The 17,721-nt window shown below is 70.6% G+C and carries 15 protein-coding genes; 9 read left to right on the plus strand and 6 right to left on the minus strand.

Going from position 1 to position 17,721, the window contains the following annotated elements:
- Positions 1-62: 62 nt before the first annotated feature.
- Together dacB and IEY87_RS01045 are read right to left on the minus strand one after the other, a co-directional pair.
- Positions 63-1,610: a D-alanyl-D-alanine carboxypeptidase/D-alanyl-D-alanine endopeptidase gene (gene dacB, locus IEY87_RS01040; RefSeq protein WP_189136544.1), complete on the minus strand. Its 1,548-nt coding sequence runs from the start codon at positions 1,608-1,610 to the stop codon at positions 63-65.
- An 85-nt stretch (positions 1,611-1,695) separates the two neighbouring features.
- Positions 1,696-2,262: an FHA domain-containing protein gene (locus tag IEY87_RS01045; RefSeq protein ID WP_189136545.1), complete on the minus strand. Its 567-nt coding sequence runs from the start codon at positions 2,260-2,262 to the stop codon at positions 1,696-1,698.
- An 88-nt stretch (positions 2,263-2,350) separates the two neighbouring features.
- Between IEY87_RS01045 and IEY87_RS01050 the strand changes: the two genes are divergently transcribed.
- Genes IEY87_RS01050 through IEY87_RS01060 form a run of 3 tightly spaced genes read left to right on the plus strand, consistent with a single transcriptional unit; the run spans position 2,351 to position 6,083 of the window.
- A complete protein-coding gene (locus IEY87_RS01050; RefSeq protein WP_189136546.1) occupies positions 2,351-2,863 on the plus strand; it encodes a PadR family transcriptional regulator in 513 nt (170 codons plus the stop codon).
- On the plus strand, positions 2,860-3,540 hold the full coding sequence (locus IEY87_RS01055; RefSeq protein ID WP_189136547.1) for an ABC transporter ATP-binding protein: 681 nt from the start codon (positions 2,860-2,862) through the stop codon (positions 3,538-3,540). Before IEY87_RS01050 ends, IEY87_RS01055 begins: the two co-directional genes overlap by 4 nt.
- A complete protein-coding gene (locus IEY87_RS01060) occupies positions 3,537-6,083 on the plus strand; it encodes an FtsX-like permease family protein (RefSeq protein ID WP_189136548.1) in 2,547 nt (848 codons plus the stop codon). Before IEY87_RS01055 ends, IEY87_RS01060 begins: the two co-directional genes overlap by 4 nt.
- Here the strand turns inward: IEY87_RS01060 and IEY87_RS01065 are convergent.
- Both IEY87_RS01065 and IEY87_RS01070 read right to left on the minus strand, forming a co-directional pair.
- Entirely contained in the window at positions 6,043-7,413 is a 1,371-nt protein-coding gene (locus tag IEY87_RS01065) for an MFS transporter (RefSeq protein WP_189136549.1), read from the minus strand. The genes IEY87_RS01060 and IEY87_RS01065 overlap by 41 nt on opposite strands.
- An 85-nt stretch (positions 7,414-7,498) precedes the next feature.
- Positions 7,499-8,353, minus strand: a complete 855-nt coding sequence (locus tag IEY87_RS01070) for a hypothetical protein (protein WP_189136550.1) — start codon at positions 8,351-8,353, stop codon at positions 7,499-7,501.
- Positions 8,354-8,596: 243 nt separating this feature from the next.
- Between IEY87_RS01070 and serA the strand changes: the two genes are divergently transcribed.
- The gene (serA, locus tag IEY87_RS01075; RefSeq protein ID WP_189136551.1) at positions 8,597-10,186 is read left to right on the plus strand and encodes a phosphoglycerate dehydrogenase; all 1,590 of its coding nucleotides are present in this window, start codon (positions 8,597-8,599) and stop codon (positions 10,184-10,186) included.
- Positions 10,187-10,576: 390 nt separating this feature from the next.
- Here the strand turns inward: serA and IEY87_RS01080 are convergent, their stop codons facing one another.
- A complete protein-coding gene (locus IEY87_RS01080) occupies positions 10,577-11,392 on the minus strand; it encodes a class I SAM-dependent methyltransferase (RefSeq protein ID WP_189136552.1) in 816 nt (271 codons plus the stop codon).
- Positions 11,393-11,486: 94 nt separating this feature from the next.
- Between IEY87_RS01080 and IEY87_RS01085 the strand changes: the two genes are divergently transcribed.
- The 3 genes from IEY87_RS01085 (at position 11,487) to IEY87_RS01095 (ending at position 14,487) form a co-directional block, all read left to right on the plus strand.
- Complete coding sequence (locus tag IEY87_RS01085; protein ID WP_189136553.1) at positions 11,487-12,533, plus strand: 3-isopropylmalate dehydrogenase; 1,047 nt, start codon at positions 11,487-11,489, stop codon at positions 12,531-12,533.
- 171 nt (positions 12,534-12,704) lie between these two features.
- Positions 12,705-13,802, plus strand: coding sequence for a branched-chain amino acid aminotransferase (locus tag IEY87_RS01090; protein WP_189136554.1), 1,098 nt, complete (start codon positions 12,705-12,707; stop codon positions 13,800-13,802).
- Between the two features lie 139 nt (positions 13,803-13,941).
- A complete protein-coding gene (locus IEY87_RS01095; RefSeq protein WP_189136555.1) occupies positions 13,942-14,487 on the plus strand; it encodes a Uma2 family endonuclease in 546 nt (181 codons plus the stop codon).
- A 6-nt stretch (positions 14,488-14,493) separates the two neighbouring features.
- On the opposite strand, the gene IEY87_RS01100 is transcribed toward IEY87_RS01095, so the two are convergent.
- On the minus strand, positions 14,494-15,150 hold the full coding sequence (locus IEY87_RS01100) for an O-methyltransferase (protein ID WP_189136556.1): 657 nt from the start codon (positions 15,148-15,150) through the stop codon (positions 14,494-14,496).
- Between the two features lie 147 nt (positions 15,151-15,297).
- Between IEY87_RS01100 and IEY87_RS01105 the strand changes: the two genes are divergently transcribed.
- Together IEY87_RS01105 and cimA are read left to right on the plus strand one after the other, a co-directional pair.
- Entirely contained in the window at positions 15,298-15,936 is a 639-nt protein-coding gene (locus tag IEY87_RS01105) for a DsbA family protein (protein WP_189136557.1), read from the plus strand.
- Between the two features lie 198 nt (positions 15,937-16,134).
- Complete coding sequence (gene cimA, locus IEY87_RS01110) at positions 16,135-17,712, plus strand: citramalate synthase (protein WP_189136558.1); 1,578 nt, start codon at positions 16,135-16,137, stop codon at positions 17,710-17,712.
- Positions 17,713-17,721 lie beyond the last annotated feature (9 nt).

Genomic DNA, 17,721 nt, shown 5'->3' on the forward strand with positions numbered 1-17,721 from the left:
CGCGTGGAGAACCACGCGGCGCGCCCCCGTCAGCGGCGTTCTAACAACGCATCAGCGGCCTTCTAACACTGCACCGGCTTGAGCCAGGAGCACTCCAGATCGCCCGGCTGCTCGGCGATGGCGGCGCGCCGCCGGTCGGCGGCGTCGTTCACCGCGGCGGCCCTGGTGAACTGCGCCAGGCGGATCGCGATCTTGTCCTCGATGTCCTTGGGCGAGCCCGACAGATACTGATTCAGCATGATGGAGAAGACCAGCGGCTCCCCGTCGGCGCTGGTGACGTACCCCGACAGCGCTGTGACGCCGGTCAGCGAGCCCGTCTTGGCGCGCACGTTGTTCGCCGCGGCCGTGTCCCGCATCCGGCTGCGCAGGGTGCCGCCCACGAACCGGTCCTGGTTGCCCGCGATCGGCAGCGCGTCGTACCAGGTCTGGAACCACGGCTTGGCGCGCACCGCGGTCAGCAGCCGCGCGATCGAGGCGGGCGTGAAGCCGTCGCGGCGGGACAGTCCCGAGCCGTCCCGTATGTTCAGCACCTCGACGCCGTTGGCCTTGGCGAAGTCGGTGCTCACCTTGAGGCCGGCGGCCCAGGTGCCCTGGCCGGCGACCTTGCGGCCCATGGCCTTGGTGAGGATCTCGGCGTGGATGTTGTTGCTCAGTTTCATGAACGGCACCAGCAGCTCGCTCAGCGGCATCGACTCGCGCGCCGCCAGCTCCTTGGCGTCCTTCGGCGCCGCGCCGGTCACCGTCTTGCCGAGCACCTTCACGCCATGCCCGGCCAGCGCCTTGCGGAACAGCGAGGAGGCGTACGCCGTCGGGTCGTCCACGGCCACCCACTCGGAGTACGAGGAGGCCACCGTGCCGCTGATGACCACCGTCGCGGTGCCGTGCTGCCGCTCGATGAGGACGTTGTTCGAGGTGCCGACCGTCGCCCTGTTGACGATCTTGAGGTAGTCGCTCTCCGGTGTGGTCGACACCTTGAGCTTGCCGCCGTCGGCCGCGACCGACACGATCACCGAGCCGGCGTCGTAGTCGCGGTCGGGCGAGGCGGTCAGGGCGGAGATCGGGGCCGCGTAGTAGGCCGTCTCGTCGTCCCACGCCCAGTCCTGGCCGAGGCGTACCGAGTCGAACCAGGTGTCGTCGGCGACCAGCTTGCCGGTCACCACCTTGACGCCCGCCTTGGCCACCTGGGCGGCCAGCGCGTCGTAGTCCTCGGCCAGCATCGTGGGGTCGCCGGTGCCGCGCAGCACCAGGTCGCCGTTGACCACGGAGCCGAGCTTGCGCCCGCTGTGCAGCACGGTGGTGGCGAAGCGGTAGTCGAGGCCGAGCGTCTCGACGGCCGCCGCGGAGGTGAACAGCTTGGTGTTGGAGGCGGGGATCATGAGCTTGCCGGCGTCGGTCGCGTACAGCTCCTCGCCGGACTCCGCGCTCCTGACGACCACGCCCGCCCGGCCGATGGTCAGCCGGGAGTCGGCGAGGATCTGGTTGAGGTCCTGGGTCAGGTCGGCGACGCCCGGCGAGGGGTCGAGCGCGATGGCGGGGGAGGACGGGCCGGACGACCACGCGAGGGCCGCGACGAGCGCGCCCGCGACGAGGGATGCTGAGGTGCGCCGCAAGGGATCTCCAAAGGGGGATGCGACTGGGGTCGCCTGGATCATCGGCCAGCGCAGACGCCCTGTAATCCGCAAATATCCGTATCTTTCAGGTTGACGGCAGGTCCGAGCCGATCAGGAAACCGCAGTCACCGAAGGAGATCTCGTCGCCCGACCTGACCTTGGCGGGCCCGACCAGCCGCCAGCCGTTCAGCCGGGTGCCGTTGAGCGAGCCCAGATCGACCAGTGTCCACCCGCTGCCGTCAGTGTCGCGCCGCAGCTCGGCGTGCACCCGGGAGACCGTCAGATCCGCGAGTACGAGATCACAGGCGGACCCGCGACCGACCACGTAACGGCTGCGATCGTCGTTGGGCAGGGCCAGCCGGGGCAGCCGGGGCTTGCGCCAGGCGGCCTGGAGGTTGGAGGTGACGTCGGCGGCGGCGGAGACCACGCCGGTCAGCATGCCGGTCAGCCGCCGGCGGAACGTCGGGCGGCGCGGCAGGTCGGCCACGAGCGCGTCGAGCTCGTACTGGTTGCGGGCGCGCAGAGCCTGGTCCACGCGGCCGACGAAGGTGTCGTGGGAGAGCCGGCCCTCGACCGCGCGGTCACGGAGCTCGTCGATCGCACGGTCACGCTCACCGTCGGAGGCGCGGAACGGCGGCTGCGTCGAGCTCATCTCACGAGTATCGGCCTGAAGAGCGTTCCCTGTCCAGAATACGCGGATCTGTTGCCAAGAGCATACTGAGTATGCATACTCAGTATCCATGTCGATCAGACACGGACTGCTCGCGTTGCTGAGCAGAGGACCGCGCTACGGCTACCAACTACGGGTGGAGTTCGAGGCGTCCACAGGGGCGACCTGGCCGCTGAACATCGGCCAGGTCTACACGACGCTCGCGCGGATGGAGCGGGACGGCCTGGTGGCCCCGGGGGGCGCCGACGAGCAGGGCCGCGCCGTCTACGCGATCACCGAGGAGGGGCGGCGGGAGCTGGCGCGATGGTTCGCCACACCGGTGGACCAAACGGCCCGCCCCCGTGACGAGCTGGTCATCAAGGTCGCCATGGCCGTGGCGGCGGATGACGTGGACGTCGCGGCGGTGATCCTGGCCCAGCGGATGGCCATCATGCGCACCCTTCAGGAGCTGACCAGGGCCAAGCGGAGCAGCACCGAGGACGCCGGCCGGCGACTGGTCCTCGATTCGATGATTTTCAAGGCCGAGGCGGAACAGCGCTGGCTGGACCACTGCGAGGCCGTCGTCAAGGAGAAGAGCGCATGACTGTGGTGGAACTACGGGACGTGACCCGGGAGCACGGCGAGGTGCGGGCGCTCAACGGAGTGAGCCTGGAGGTGTCCCGGGGCGAACTGGTGGCGGTGATGGGCCCTTCGGGCTCGGGCAAGTCCACCCTGCTCAACCTGGCGGGCGGGCTGGACCGGCCCACCTCGGGCAGCGTGACGATCGAGGGCCGGGACCTCGCCACCGTCAAGGACCTCGCCGCGCTCAGGCGCGGCGGCGTCGGCTACGTCTTCCAGGACCTCAACCTGATCCCGTCGCTGACGGCCGCCGAGAACGTCATGCTGCCCAGGGAGCTCGACGGCGTGCGCGCCAGGCAGGCTCGCGAGGAGGCCGAATCCGTCCTGCGCGAGGTGGGCGCCGATGACGTCGCCGGCCGTTTCCCCGGGGACCTGTCCGGAGGGCAGCGCCAGCGGGTGGCGATCGCCAGGGCGCTGGTCGGCGAGCGGCGCCTGCTGCTGGCCGACGAGCCGACCGGCGCGCTGGACACGGCGACGGGGGACGAGATCCTGCGGCTGCTGCGCGAGCGCTGCGACGCGGGCGTGGCCGTGCTGCTGGTCACCCACGAGCCCCGCTACGCCGCCTGGGCCGACCGCGTGGTCTACCTGCGCGACGGCGAGATCGCCGACTCGACCGCCGTACGGCTGGAGAGCGCCCGATGAGCGCCCTGGTCGCCGCCCTGCGGATCGCGCGCAGGGACGCGCTGCGCGCCAAGGGGCGCAGCGCCCTCATCATGGCCATGATCGGCCTGCCGGTGCTGGTCATCACGGGCCTGTTCACCGGCTTCGCCACGGCCGGGGTGAGCCCGGCCGAGCAGGTGACCGCCAGGCTCGGAGCCGCCGATGCCAGGATCGCCACTAGCGAATTCCGCGTGCCGATCGTCCAGACGCCCGGGGGAGATGGCTTCAGGCACACCCGGACCGCCCGTTCGGACAGGTCGAGGACGGTGGCCGAGGTGACCGCGGTGCTCGACGGGCGGCTCATCCCCTATGACGTGGGCAGCGTGGAGGTCCGCCGCCCGGACGGCCACGACGTGGTGAGCGCGATAGAGCTGGACCTGCGCGACCCCATGACACGCGGCATCCGCCCCCTGGTCAGCGGCCGCTTCCCCGCCTCGCCCGGCGAGGTCGCGGTGACGCCGGAGATGATCGAGCGGGGTGTACGGCTCGGCGGGACGATCAGCGTGACGCCGCAGGAGCGGCAGGTCCGGGTCGTGGGCGTGGTCGAGCACCCGAACAACCTCAGGCGAAAGGAGGTGGTGGGCTTCCAGAACGTGCTGCTGCTGGACAAACGGGACGGGCACGGCACCGGCTGGCTCGCCGACACCCCCGCGCCGGTCCTGTGGCAGGATGTGCTGCGGCTGAACGGCGTGGGGCTCACGGCCACCTCCCGCGCGGTGCTGGCCGGCCCTCCGCCGGCCACTGAATTCCCGGGATACGACGCGGCCACCGACCCCCGGATACTCACCACCATCGCGGCGGGCGTCGTGCTCGCCGTCCTGGAGACGGTCCTGCTGGCCGGTCCCGCCTTCGCCGTGGGGCTCCGGCGCAGACGCCGGGAGCTGGCGCTGATCGCGGCACAGGGCGGCTCCGGCGCACACCTGCGAGCGATCGTGCTGGCCGACGGGCTGGTGCTCGGCGGCGTGGCGACGCTGCTCGGCGCCGCGCTCGGCACCGGCGGCGCGCTCGTGGCCGTGCCGATCCTGGCTCGCTGGACCGGAGGGTACGGCCCGCCCGAGGTGCCCTGGCTCCCGGTGCTCGGCGCCGCCGCCCTGGGCCTGCTCAGCGCGGTGATCGCCGCCCTGGTCCCCGCCGTCCAGGCCGCCCGGCAGCACCCCGCCCAGGTGCTGGCGGGACGCGAGAGCGAGCAGGGACGACGCCGCGCGGGCCGCCCGATCCTCGGCCTCCTGCTGATCACGGCAGGGCTCTGCGTGACGGCGCTCAGCCTGGACGACAGCGGTCCGACGATCCTGGTGGGCGGCGTGCTCGTCGTGTTCGGGCTGGTCGCCGTCATGCCCTGGCTGGTCCAGGCCGCCGGACGGCTCGCCGCCCGGCTCCCGCTCCCGCTCCGGCTCTCCGTACGCGACGCCGCCCGCCACCGGGTCCGTACGGCCTGCGCCGCGGCAGCGGTCATGGCCGCCACCATGGGGGCGATCTCGCTGGGCATCGGCGCCGAGAGCCAGGAAGCCGCGTTCAAGGCGAGCTACCGGCCGGAGGTGCCGACCGGCACCCTCACCATCACCGCCCACGGCGTCGGCGATCGTGGCTGGGCCGACCTGCGCGCCGCGGCCACGAAGGCGCTGCCCGGCGTCTCCCTGATTCCCGGGCAGCTGGCACTCGGCCGCGACGGCCGGCCCGTCACGACCGTGCTGGTGCCGCAGGGCTGCCATGGCCAGTGCGGCGTCGCCCTCGACTCGCCCATCGGGGACGCCGGACTGCTCGCCCTCGTTCAGGGCCGGGCCGACCCCCGCGCCGCGGCGGCGCTGGCGGAGGGCAGGGCGGTCGTGTTCGACGACAGGATGGTCAAGGACGGCACGCTGACCGTCGATCTGTCGTCGGAGGCGCCGGAGCGCACGTCGCTCCAGATCCCGGCGGTGACGGTCACGGCGGCCGACCCACGGCAGATCGGCGCAGTGCTCCCACCGCAAGCCCTCACCGAGGCGGGCCTCAAGCTGGCGGAGCGCCGCCTGTACGCGGCGCACCGGCCCGCCGACCTGCCACTGCTGGAGCGGCGGCTCAGCCTGGCCACCGGCAAGGCGGACGTCCACCTGGAAAGCGGCCCCGGCGACCCGTCCACCCCGCTCTTCCCGACCCTGCTCGGCGTCGCGCTGGTCCTGGGGCTCGGCGGCACCTTCGCCGCCACCGGGCTGGCGACCGCCGACATGCGGCGCGATCTCGACACCGTGTCGGCGGTCGGCGCGCCGCCACGGGTGCGCCGGCTCATCGTGGCGGCGCAGGCGGGCTTCGTCGCCGGGCTCGGCACCCTGGTCGGCGCCGTCGCGGGTGGTGTCATGGGGATCGCGGCCAGCTGGCCGATGTCCCGGCACGCCCGCACGTCGGGCGGCCCCCTGGACTACGACGCCCTCTTCGTCGCCGTTCCCTGGTCGTTCACCGCCGCGATCGTGGTGGGCCTGCCGCTGCTGGCGGCGCTGGTGGCCGGGCTGGTCACGCGGGCGCGTCCGACGCTGACCCGGCGACTGGCGTAGGGACCGTCAGCCGGTACTTCAGCGTCATCAGCACCGACAGCAGGATGATCAGCGCGGGGACCGCGGTCTGTCCGATGAGGACCGCGGTCACCGCGCTGTCCGGCTGCGCGACCGGCGTGTCCGGCTCGGAGGAGATGAAGCCGCCGATCGTCAGGATGGTCCCGAAGACCAGCGCGCCGAAGGCGCTGACCCCGCTCTCGATCGCCGTCCACAACCCGGTGAACACCCCGGCCCGCCGCTTGCCGGTCGTCGCCGCGTCCACCGCGATCACGTCCGCCAGCATCGAGAACTGCAGCAGCTGCACCCCGGCGATCCCGGTCCCGACCAGCAGGATCGCCACGTGGGCGTACCAGCCGCCGAAGATCGGCGTGGCCAGGGCCGCCGCCGTGCCGCCGCTGAACATCAGCGCGGCCAGGATCATCGCGCCGCGCTTGTCGAACCGCTTGGACAGCCGCACCCACAGCGGCATCGTCAGCAGCATGGGCCCGACCAGCGCGGCGAAGAGCGTCGTGGTGGCCCTGGGGTCACCGATGGTGTAGGCGGCGAAGTACGGCGCGGCGGCCAGCATCATGGCGACCGCCAGTTGCTGGGTGCAGCTGAGCACCAGCAGCCAGACGAACGCCGGGTTGCTCCTGGCGGCGGCGAACTGGGCACGCAGACCGCCGTTGTCGGGCTGGGGCGCGCCGGTCATCGGGGCTCGGGCCGTACCGAAGAAGGAGCCGAACATGGAGGCCGCCAGGACGACGGCGATCACCACCGCCATCAGGCGGTAGCTGTCCAGCGTGCCGTTGGGGCCGTCGCTGTTGACCAGCGCCGGGGCCGCGATGCCGCTGATCGCCGTGGCCGCGCCGATGAAGATCATGCGCCACTGCAGCAGCGAGGTCCGCTCGTGGTAGTCGCCGGTCATCTCGGCCGGCATCGTCTTGTACGGCACCTCGAACAGGGCGTAGGCCGTGGCCGCGGCCAGGAAGCAGGCGCCCACGTACAGGGCGGCCGGGGTGCCGGTCAGCGGCGGGCCGGCGAACACCAGGAAGAACGTGATCGGCAGGGTGGCCGCGCCGGCCAGCATCCACGGGCGTCTGGGGCCCATCCGCGACACCGTCCGGTCCGACCAGCGGCCGACCAGCGGGTTGATCACCAGGTCCCAGACCTTGGGCGCCGTCACGACCACCCCGGCCAGCCACGCGGGCACGGCCAGAAAGTTGGTCATGTAGTAGAGCAGCAGCAGGCCGGGGACGGCCCCGAAGGTGGCGGTGCAGAAGGAGCCAAGGCCGTAACCGAGGCGCACGCCCCGGGAAACGGTGGGCAAGGTCGCGGCCGGTGCGGTCATTGGCTCATTCAAGCCGACCAAGGGCTTGTTCGGTAAGCCCCAAAAAACCCGGTTCGGTCAGTCGCTCACGTTCGCGCAGGCGACGTCAGTCGCTCACGTTCGCGCAGACGACGTGCGCGCCGATCTCGATCATCCGGCGCTCACTGCGCGAGTCCGCGACCCTGGCCATGAGGATCGGCGCCCCGCTCGCCGCGAACTGCGGCAACCTGGCCCGGGCCCCGCGATGCAGGTCGCGCACCACGTCCTCGGCCGCCGACATGTGCACCTTCACGTGCAGCATGATCCCGGTCGCGCCCGACGCCGTGCGGGCCTCGGAGATCCACACGTGGTGCACCAGCGGGTAGTCCATGAGCAACTGCGCGATCGCCTGCCGCAGGGCGGGCAGGATCGGATGCGTGCACCGCCGGTAGCCGGGGTCCACCTGCTGCATAGGACCCGACAGGTGCGGGCGCGGTGCCGGGATCCAGGGCATCGCCGGCGCCTCGGGGGACGGCGGCGCCACCTGGGCGAGCGGGCCGCCCCGCGAGATCGTCGCCATCGCCCCCGTCGCGTAGGCGGCGGGGACGGCCCCGGACATGACCGGAGTCGGTCCCGAACGGGTGGAGGTGAGGAACCGCTGGAGGTCCTCGATGGGGACGGCGGCCGCGGCGGGGCCGGCGGCGTCGATCACGATCTCTCGCACGCCAGTGACGCGCTGGATGTCCAGGACGGTGTCCGGGTCGCACGCAGACAGGGAATGGCTGCCACGGTGACGGGCATACGTCACCGTGCTGGTGTACCCGAGAAGCACTCGGTCACCGGCCTGTGTCGTCCCCAGGACGACTGATCGGTCTGGTCGCACGGCCACCAGGACTCCACCGTCAGCGAGAGCCGCCAGCAGACGGTGCGGACCGCCGTGCTGGGCGAGCACGTCGGCAAGCGCAGGATTCCCGATGCTCATATGACGAACCATAGGTAGTTGGCCACGGCTTAGCAGGTTAATGGTGAATAAATCTCCCGATCAAGACAAAGACGGGAGCAGTGTGGATGATTTTCCGCAGAAGGGGGTACGACGCGGCGCCGGGGCGTCTCAGATGCTGGGTCCTTCGTGAATGCGTTCACAAGCCTGGATAGACTCTGTGGGACCGGAGGGGCCCGTCGCCGCGCCCCTCACACTCGTCGCACGCTCGAAGGATTCACACTCGTGAACAAGCCCGTCGTTCTGGTCGCAGAGGAGCTGTCCGAAGCAGGCCTCGCCGTGCTCGGCGCCGATTTCGAAGTCCGCCACACCGACGGCGCCGACCGTTCCCAACTGCTGCCCGCGCTCGCCGGCGTGGACGCGCTGATCGTCCGCTCCGCCACCCAGGTGGACGCCGAGGCGCTGGCCGCCGCGCCCAAGCTGCGGGTCGTCGCCCGCGCCGGTGTCGGCCTCGACAACGTCGACGTCGAAGCGGCCACCAAGGCAGGCGTCATGGTGGTCAACGCCCCGACGTCCAACATCACCAGCGCCGCCGAGCAGACCATCGCGCTCATCCTGGCCAGCGCCCGCAACACCGCGCAGGCCCACGCCGCCCTGAAGAACGGCGAGTGGAAGCGGTCCAAGTACACCGGGGTCGAGCTCGACGAGAAGGTCGTCGCCATCCTCGGCCTTGGCAAGATCGGCCAGCTCGTGGCCCAGCGGCTGCAGCCGTTCGGCGTCGAGCTGATCGCCTACGACCCCTACCTGCCGCCGGCCCGCGCCGCGCAGATGGGGGTCAAGCTGCTCAGCCTCGAAGAGGTGCTCAAGCAGGCCGACTTCATCACCGTGCACCTGCCCAAGTCCAAGGAGACCCTCGGGCTCATCGGTGACAAGGAGCTGCACGAGGTCAAGCCCTCGGTGCGGATCATCAACGTGGCCCGCGGCGGCATCGTGGACGAGGGCGCCCTCTACTCCGCGATCAAGGAAGGCCGTGTCGCCGGCGCCGGCCTGGACGTGTTCGCCAAGGAGCCCTGCACCGACAGCCCGCTGTTCGAGCTGGACCAGGTCGTCGCCACCCCGCACCTGGGCGCTTCGACGCACGAGGCCCAGGAGAAGGCCGGCACCCAGGTCGCCAGGAGCGTGAAGCTGGCGCTGGCGGGCGAGTTCGTGCCCGACGCCGTCAACGTCCAGGGCGGCGCCGTGGCCGAGGACGTCAAGCCGGGCCTGCCGCTGGCCGAGAAGCTGGGGCGGGTCTTCACCGCGCTGGCCGGCGAGGTGGCCACCAAGCTCGACATCGAGGTGCGCGGCGAGATCGCCGCCCACGACGTGCGGGTGCTGGAGCTGGCCGCGCTCAAGGGCGTCTTCGCCGACGTGGTGGAGGACTCCGTCACCTACGTCAACGCGCCGCTGCTGGCCAAGGACCGGGGCGTCACCGTCGACCTGGTGACCAGCGCCGACAGCCCCGACTGGCGCAACGTCATCACCGTGCGCGGCGTCCTGGCCGACGGCCGGCACGTCTCGGTGTCCGGCACGCTCTCCGGCCCTCGCCAGATCACCAAGATCGTCGAGGTGAACGGCTACGAGATGGAGATCGAGCCGACCGCCCACCTGTCGTTCCTCACCTACACCGACCGCCCCGGCGTCGTCGGCATCGTGGGCAGGATCCTCGGCGAGCGGAGCATCAACATCGCCTCCATGCAGGTGTCCCGCGACGTCAAGGGCGGCAAGGCGCTGATGGCGCTGACCGTCGACTCGGCGATCCCGGCCGACGTGCTGGAGCAGATCGGCGCCGAGATCGGTGCCGAGTCCGGCCGTTCGGTGGACCTGGAGGACTGATTCCGCGGCAGCCGGTTTGTCTCAGGATGCGAGATGCTCGGACATCCAACGAGACAGTCCGGTTGCCGCCAGGTAATCTGACGAACGATGCGCCAGGTTCTCGTACTCATTACCTGCCGCGGCGGGGCCTGTTAGGGCAGGTCGGCGACCCGCCGCGGTGAGCGGCGTTCCGTCGGCCGGTAAGTCCCCTTCGAGTGGTCCGTGATCCGGACCCCGAGAGCAGGCCTGGTCGGATTCGCGACCGGGATCCGACTTCACGTTCCGACGCCTCGCGAAATGAGCTGAGCACATGTACGAGATGTATCCCTGGAACCGCGCCGACGAGCACGAGGACGAGGCGGCCCAGGCGCTGCAGGAGGCGCTGGACCGCCGCGACAACGGCGGCGCTCCTCAGAACCCCAGCCGGTAGAACGCCGCCGCCTTCGCCATCCCGGGCACCGCCCTCATCAGCCGGGCCGCCACCCGATAGCCCGTCGGCAGGCCGGGGCCCGTGAGATCGAGCGCGCTCAGCATGGTCGTGCACCGGAGCTTCGGGTGGATGGACAGCAGGTCCTGCGGTCCGTCGATGGCCCAGTGCATCTTCGCGTGCGCCTCGCGTACCGGCTTGTTGAGCACCTGCAGCCGCAGGCCGAGCCCGCTCATGGCGTCGAAGACGAACTCCCCGCCGGCGAACCGGTCCACGATCCGCCGGACGAGCTCGCGGCCGCGGGCCGCGTCGAGGTAGTAGAACAGGCCCTCGGCGACCACGAGCACCTGCCGGCCGTCGCCCGGCACCTGGTCCAGCCAGGCCAGGTCGGTGACCGACGAGCCGATCGTCGTGTGGCCGGGGAACTCGGGGAGCAGGCGCCGGCGCAGGTCGACGACCTCCGGGTAGTCGACGTCGTACCACTCGGTGCCGGGTGGCCGGTCCAGCCGGTGCGCGCGGGTGTCCAGCCCGCAGCCCAGATGCAGCACGACGGCGTCGGGGTGCGCGGTCAGGAACTCGGTGGCCCACCCGTCGATCAGGCGGGCCCGGAACGCGACCGAGGCGGCGCTGCGCCGGTTGATGCCGGTTCTGGCGAAGTCGTGGTCGATCCGCTCGACCACCTGGGCGGCCAGCGTGTCGCCCAGGATCGGATGGGGTGAGCGGGCGTCCAGGGCTCTGCCGTACAGGGTGGCGAGAAGGGTGGCCTTCTCCTCGGTGAGATGGACTTTCTCGGCTGCCATGCGCGCCACGCTACGCTTGTCGCAGCAGGAACGACACGTCCGAATTGTGAGATCGAGTGTTCGTCAGCCGAGACGAGCAGGTAGGGTTGCACCCATGGAGTCGCGCAACATTCGTCTGGCCGTCATCCCCGGTGATGGCATCGGCACCGAGGTCGTGGCCGAAGGTCTCAAGGTCCTCGAAGCTGTCGGGACCAAGATCGAAGCCACCCACTACGACCTGGGAGCCGCCCGCTATCACCGCACCGGCGAGACGCTGCCCGACGCCGTTCTCCAGGAACTGCGCGGTTATGACGCGATCCTGCTCGGCGCCGTTGGCGACCCCAGCGTCCCGCCGGGCATCCTGGAGCGTGACCTGCTGCTGCGCATCCGCTTCGCGTTCGACCACTACGTCAACCTGCGCCCGGTCAAGCTCTTCCCCGGCGTGCGGACGCCCCTCGCCGACACCCCGGCGGAGGACATCGACATGATCGTCGTCCGCGAGGGCACCGAGGGCCTCTACGCCGGCACCGGTGGCGTCATGCGGCGCGGCACCCCCTACGAGATCGCCACCCAGGAGTCGCTCAACACCGCGCACGGCGTCGAGCGCGTGGTGCGCTACGCCTTCGACAAGGCGATGTCGCGCCCCCGCAAGAAGCTGACCCTGGTCCACAAGACCAATGTGCTGACCTACGCGGGCGACCTCTGGCAGCGCACCGTCAACCGGGTGGCCGAGGAGTTCCCCGAGGTCACCACCGACTACAGCCACATCGACGCCGCCTCGATGTTCTTCGTGAGCCAGCCCGAGCGGTTCGACGTCGTCGTCACCGACAACCTGTTCGGCGACATCATCACCGACCTGGGCGCCGCCATCGCCGGCGGCATCGGCCTGGCCGCCAGCGGCAACATCAACCCCGAGGGCACCTCGCCCAGCATGTTCGAGCCGGTGCACGGCAGCGCGCCGGACATCGCCGGGCAGAGCAAGGCCGACCCGACCGCCACCGTCCTGTCGGTCGCCATGCTGCTCGACCACCTGGGCCTGGCCGCCGAGGCCGCCAAGGTCGAGCAGGCCGTCGCCGACGACATCGTCGAGCGGTCGGCGGGCAGGGCCGGTCGCACCACCCACGAGATCGGCGACGACATCGCCGCGCGAGTATCGAGCTAGGGCCGCCCCGAGCTCAGCAAGCGCCTGGCGGTCCGCGAGCGGACCCGCCAGGCGCTTTTTCACGTCTAAAAGGTCAAAACACCCTTGCTATCCCAAATGACGAGACAATAGGAAGTACGGGCTGCCCTTACGGCAGTACCGGCCGGAACCGCAGAGAGAAGGACCGTCGTCATGACCATCGCTCAGAAGCTCAGCTTCGACGTGCAGCTATCCGACCACGCTCGCACCGCGGCCGAGCGGGAGCAGGTAATGGCGAACCCGGGGTTCGGCCAGGTCTTCACCGACCACATGATCACCATCGACTACACCGACGGCGAGGGCTGGCACGACGCGCGCCTGCGCCCCTACGGCCCGCTCTCGCTCGACCCCGCCACTTCGGTCTTCCACTACGGCCAGGAGCTCTTCGAGGGCCTCAAGGCCTACCGCCAGGGCAACGGCTCCATCGTCGCCTTCCGCCCCTACGCCAACGCCGCCCGCTTCAACCGCTCGGCCGTCCGGATGGCCATGCCCGAGCTGCCCGAGGAGACCTTCGTCGAGTCGCTCGACCTCCTCGTCCGCACCGAGCAGGACTGGGTGCCCACCACCGAAGGCCACAGCCTCTACCTGCGCCCCTTCATCATCGCCACCCAGATCGGGCTCGGCGTCAACTACCCGTCGCGGACCTACACCTACCTGGTCATCGCCTCGCCGGCGGCCTCCTACTTCGCCGGCGGCGTCAAGCCCGTCTCCGTCTGGCTGTCCACCGAGTACACCCGCGCGGCCCCCGGCGGCACCGGCGCGGCCAAGTGCGGCGGCAACTACGCCGCGGCCTTCGTCGCCCAGCGCGAGGCCGTCGAGCAGGGCTGCGACCAGGTGGTCTGGCTGGACGCGCACGAGCACCGCTACGTCGAGGAGATGGGCGGGATGAACCTGTTCTTCGTCTTCGGCGACAAGCTCGTCACCCCGGCGCTGACCGGGACCCTGCTGCCCGGCATCACCCGCGACTCCATCCTCGCCCTGGCCGCCGACCTGGGCCTGGAGACGGAGGAGCGCCTCATCAGCACCGACGAGTGGCAGGCCGGCTGCGAGTCGGGCGAGCTCACCGAGGTGTTCGCCTGCGGCACGGCGGCGGTCGTCACCCCGGTCGGCTCGGTCAAGGGCGCCGACCGCGCCTGGACCGTCGGCGACGGCACCCCGGGCCCGGTGACCATGCGCGTGCGCGAGGAGCTGGTCGGCATCCAGTACGGCGCCCGCCCGGACACCCACAACTGGATCCACAAGATCGTCTAACGGACCGAGGCGCCGGGCGGCCGACACAAGCCACCCGGCGCCACCCACCCGCTACTTCCGGCCCTCCGGAGGTTGCCGTCCTCGCGGGCCGATGATTACGATCAGTCGGAGATCGCTCGCGCACGGTGAGGACGATGGTGTGATCAGGCCTGTGGAGGAGCGTTACCGTACGGTCCGTGAGCTGTTTCCTGAGCTTCGGACCGAGGTGTTCAACGGCCGCATCGTGGTGAACGACACCGGCACCTGGCAGCACAACACGATCCTGGCGCAGGTGCTCTTCCAGCTCATGCCCGTGGTCGCCGAGCGCGGGTGGGAGATCTGGCCGAACATCACGATCTTCCTCGGCGCCGAGGCCGACCGCTACGTGCCCGATCTGACGGTGGTGCCGCAGCGGCCGGTGATGGAGTCGGACGAGGCGGTGCGCGGTGACAGCACCCTGCTGCTCGTGGACGTGGTGGCCGCCGGCGGCGCCTACGACGACCACGTGGTCAAGCCGCTGGGCTACGCGCCCGCGGGCGTCCCGCTCTACCTGGTGATCGACCCGTTCCAGCGGCTCGTCAAGCTGTACAGCGAGCCCGGCCGGGACGGATACACCAGGGAGACGGTCGAGCCGGTGGGCGCCCCGCTGACCCTGCCCGCCCCGTGGGACCACCCGCTGGACACCGGCGGACTGCTGTGCGTCTAGCTCTCCCTACGACAGATCCGGATTTTTCCTGATCATGGTGAGTCCGTCCGCGAGCGGCAGGATGACCACGGTGACCCGGGGATCCTCCGCCACCAGATCGTTGAACTCCCGCATCCGCACCGTCGAGGCGTCGTGGCGGTCCGGGTCGGCCACGTGGCCCGTCCACAGCGTGTTGTCCACCATGAGCAGCCCACCGGGCCGCAGCTTGCCGACCAGCAGCTCGTAGTAGGCCGGGTAGCCGGGCTTGTCGGCGTCCAGGAACGCCAGGTCGATGGGCTGGTCGAAGGCGCTGAGCGTGTCCTGGGCGGGCCCCAGCGTGAGCGTGACGCGGTCGGCCAGCCCGGCCTTGTGCCAGTAGCGCCGCGCGATGGACGTCCACTCCTCGCTCACGTCGAAGCAGTGCAGCGTGCCGCCCGACAGGCCCCGCGCGATGCACACCGACGAGTAGCCGGTGAACGTGCCCACCTCCACCGCCACCCGCGGCGCGACCAGCTGGGTGACCATCGTGAGGAAGGTCCCCTGGTCGGCCGAGATCTGCATCTCGGCGCTCTCGCCGGTCGCCGCGGCCGTCTCGGCCGCGAGCTCCGCCAGCAGCGGATCGGGCCGGGTGGAGTGATCGAGGATGTAGCGAGCCACGGACTGAGTCAGAACGTACGCTTTCATGAGGCCATTGTGAGTCAGTCGACGATCCGGCTCGGCCTGCGGGAGGGGCCGGCGGCTTCCCGCGTAGCCGGTGGAACGCCTTGTTGTCATGGTCCGGTAAGGTCACGGCGATGATCGGGCAACGGGCGGGGCGGGATGATGAAGAGGATGGCGGCCATCGTGGTCGCCTGCGCGGCGCTGGTCGTGCTCGCTGTGGTGACGTTCTCCGGGCCCGGCCGGTCCGCGCCGGGGGAGGTCCGGCTGACGCGCCAGCCCGATGGGTCCATGGTGCTGGCCGACCGGGGCAGCCAGGCGCCCGTGCTCGATCTGTACGAGGACTTCGACTGTCCCGTCTGTAAGGACATGCACGCCCGGGTGGACCCGACGATCGCGCGGCTGGCCAGGGAGGGGAAGGTCAAGGTGGTCTTCCACGCGGTGACGATCTTCCGGGACGAGCCGATGCGGTCCAACTCCATCCGCGCCGCCGCGGCGGCCCGCTGCATGCCCGAGGCCAACTGGCTGGCCTTCAGGAACGAGCTGTACGCCCTCCAGCCGGCGCCGCACGGCGTGGCCTCCGGCTTCACCGTAGGGGAGCTGGCCGCGGCGGCCAAGAAGGCCGGGGCGCCGGCGGCCGAGCAGTGCGTGACCGCGCAGTCCTACGCCGGGACGCACCTGGCGGAGAACGCGAAGATCCGGATCGAGGGCACGCCCACGCTGGTGCTCGAGGGCCGGATGCTGGGCGGGGAGGCGTTCGACCCGGCCGCGCTGGAGCAGGCCATCACGGGTGGCGGCGGAGTCACGGTATGACCAAGAGACCGTCCAGAGGGTGAGATCGATGTGCCAGACGGTCAGTGACTGTGGCAGACTCGCAAGCACCATGTTCTACGGTCTGCTCATTATCGGCAGGCGCGCTGGCTAACGCAGGGACACCGCCAGCGCGCAGACCTCTCACGTCCGTGAGGGGTCTTTTTGTTTTCCCGAAGAGACGAACAAGAGAGAAGAACCATGGCCGACGACCGCTTCCACGTCTATGACACGACGCTGCGTGACGGAGCACAGCAGGAGGGGCTCAACCTCACCGTCGCTGACAAGCTCACCGTCGCGCGCCACTTGGACGGGCTGGGCGTCGGTTTCATTGAGGGGGGCTGGCCCGGCGCCAACCCCAAGGACACAGAGTTCTTCAGGCGCGCTCAAACAGAGCTCGACCTGAAGCACGCGCAACTCGCCGCGTTCGGTGCGACCCGCCGAGCAGGGGTGAAGGCAGCCGACGACCCGTTGGTGGCCGCGTTGCGCGAATCCGGCGCGCCGGTCGTGACCCTTGTCGCCAAGAGTCACGACCGGCACGTGGAGCTGGCCCTCCGCACGACTCTCCAGGAGAACCTCGCGATGATCCGCGACACGGTCTCTCACCTTCGTGCGGAGGGACAGCGAGTCTTCCTCGACGCCGAGCACTTCTTCGACGGTTATCGGTCCAATCCAGCCTACGCGCTGGAAGTCATCCGCACCGCTGCCGAGGCGGGCGCCGACGTCATCGCGCTGTGCGACACCAACGGCGGCATGCTGCCCGAGGAGCTGGCCGAGATCGTGGCCCAGGCCGTCGAGACCAGCGTCCGGGTCGGCATCCACTGCCACGACGACACCGGCTGCGCGGTCGCCAACACGCTGGCCGCGGTCCGGGCGGGCGCGACGCACGTCCAGGGCTGCGCCAACGGCTACGGCGAGCGCTCCGGCAACGCCAACCTGTTCACCGTGGTCGCTAACCTGCAGCTCAAGCGCGGGTTCGACCTGGTGCCGAGCCAGGCGCTCGCCGACATGACCCGCATCGCGCACGCGATCACCGAGGTCACCAACGTCACCCCCAACTCGCACGCGCCCTATGTGGGCACCTCGGCGTTCGCGCACAAGGCGGGTCTGCACGCCAGCGCCATCAAGGTGGACCCCAACCTCTACCAGCACATCGACCCGGCCGCGGTCGGCAACGACATGCGCATGCTGGTCTCCGACATGGCCGGCCGGGCGTCGGTCGAGCTCAAGGGCCGCGAGCTGGGCTACGAGCTCGACGCCGCCCACACCAAGACGCTGGTCGAGCGGGTCAAGGACCTGGAGTCCAAGGGGTTCACGTTCGAGGCCGCGGACGCCTCCTTCGAGCTGCTGCTGCGTGACACCGTCCACGGCGAGCGCAGGCGCCACTTCGAGGTCGAGTCGTGGCGGGTGATCGTCGAGCACACCAAGGGCGGCGAGCTCGTCAGCGAGGCCACGGTCAAGCTGCACACCAAGGGTGAGCGGATCGTCGCCACCGGCGAGGGCAACGGCCCGGTCAACGCCCTGGACAAGGCGGTGCGGCTGGCGCTGGAACGGCTCTACCCGGAGCTGGCCAGGGTGGAGCTCGTCGACTACAAGGTCCGCATCCTGGAGGGCACCCACGGCACCGGCGCCATCACCAGGGTGCTCATCACCTCCAGCGACGACGAGTCCGACTGGGCCACGGTCGGCGTCGCCGAGAACATCATCGACGCCTCCTGGCAGGCGCTGGAGCAGGCCGTCACGTACGGCCTGCTCCGGGCGGGCCACGAGCCCGCCTAGCGGCTACGA

Source organism: Nonomuraea glycinis (genome assembly GCF_014646515.1).
Taxonomy (GTDB): Bacteria; Actinomycetota; Actinomycetes; order Streptosporangiales; family Streptosporangiaceae; genus Nonomuraea; species Nonomuraea glycinis.

Bases quoted from the DNA above. Each gene is read 5' to 3' on its own strand.
- IEY87_RS01045 (WP_189136545.1), bottom strand. From the start codon at position 2,262: ATGAGCTCGACGCAGCCGCCGTTCCGCGCCTCCGACGGTGAGCGTGAC.
- IEY87_RS01050 (WP_189136546.1), top strand. From the start codon at position 2,351: ATGTCGATCAGACACGGACTGCTCGCGTTGCTGAGCAGAGGACCGCGC.
- IEY87_RS01055 (WP_189136547.1), top strand. From the start codon at position 2,860: ATGACTGTGGTGGAACTACGGGACGTGACCCGGGAGCACGGCGAGGTG.
- IEY87_RS01060 (WP_189136548.1), top strand. From the start codon at position 3,537: ATGAGCGCCCTGGTCGCCGCCCTGCGGATCGCGCGCAGGGACGCGCTG.
- IEY87_RS01065 (WP_189136549.1), bottom strand. From the start codon at position 7,413: ATGACCGCACCGGCCGCGACCTTGCCCACCGTTTCCCGGGGCGTGCGC.
- IEY87_RS01070 (WP_189136550.1), bottom strand. From the start codon at position 8,353: ATGAGCATCGGGAATCCTGCGCTTGCCGACGTGCTCGCCCAGCACGGC.
- IEY87_RS01080 (WP_189136552.1), bottom strand. From the start codon at position 11,392: ATGGCAGCCGAGAAAGTCCATCTCACCGAGGAGAAGGCCACCCTTCTC.
- IEY87_RS01085 (WP_189136553.1), top strand. From the start codon at position 11,487: ATGGAGTCGCGCAACATTCGTCTGGCCGTCATCCCCGGTGATGGCATC.
- IEY87_RS01090 (WP_189136554.1), top strand. From the start codon at position 12,705: ATGACCATCGCTCAGAAGCTCAGCTTCGACGTGCAGCTATCCGACCAC.
- IEY87_RS01100 (WP_189136556.1), bottom strand. From the start codon at position 15,150: ATGAAAGCGTACGTTCTGACTCAGTCCGTGGCTCGCTACATCCTCGAT.
- IEY87_RS01105 (WP_189136557.1), top strand. From the start codon at position 15,298: ATGGCGGCCATCGTGGTCGCCTGCGCGGCGCTGGTCGTGCTCGCTGTG.
- cimA (WP_189136558.1), top strand. From the start codon at position 16,135: ATGGCCGACGACCGCTTCCACGTCTATGACACGACGCTGCGTGACGGA.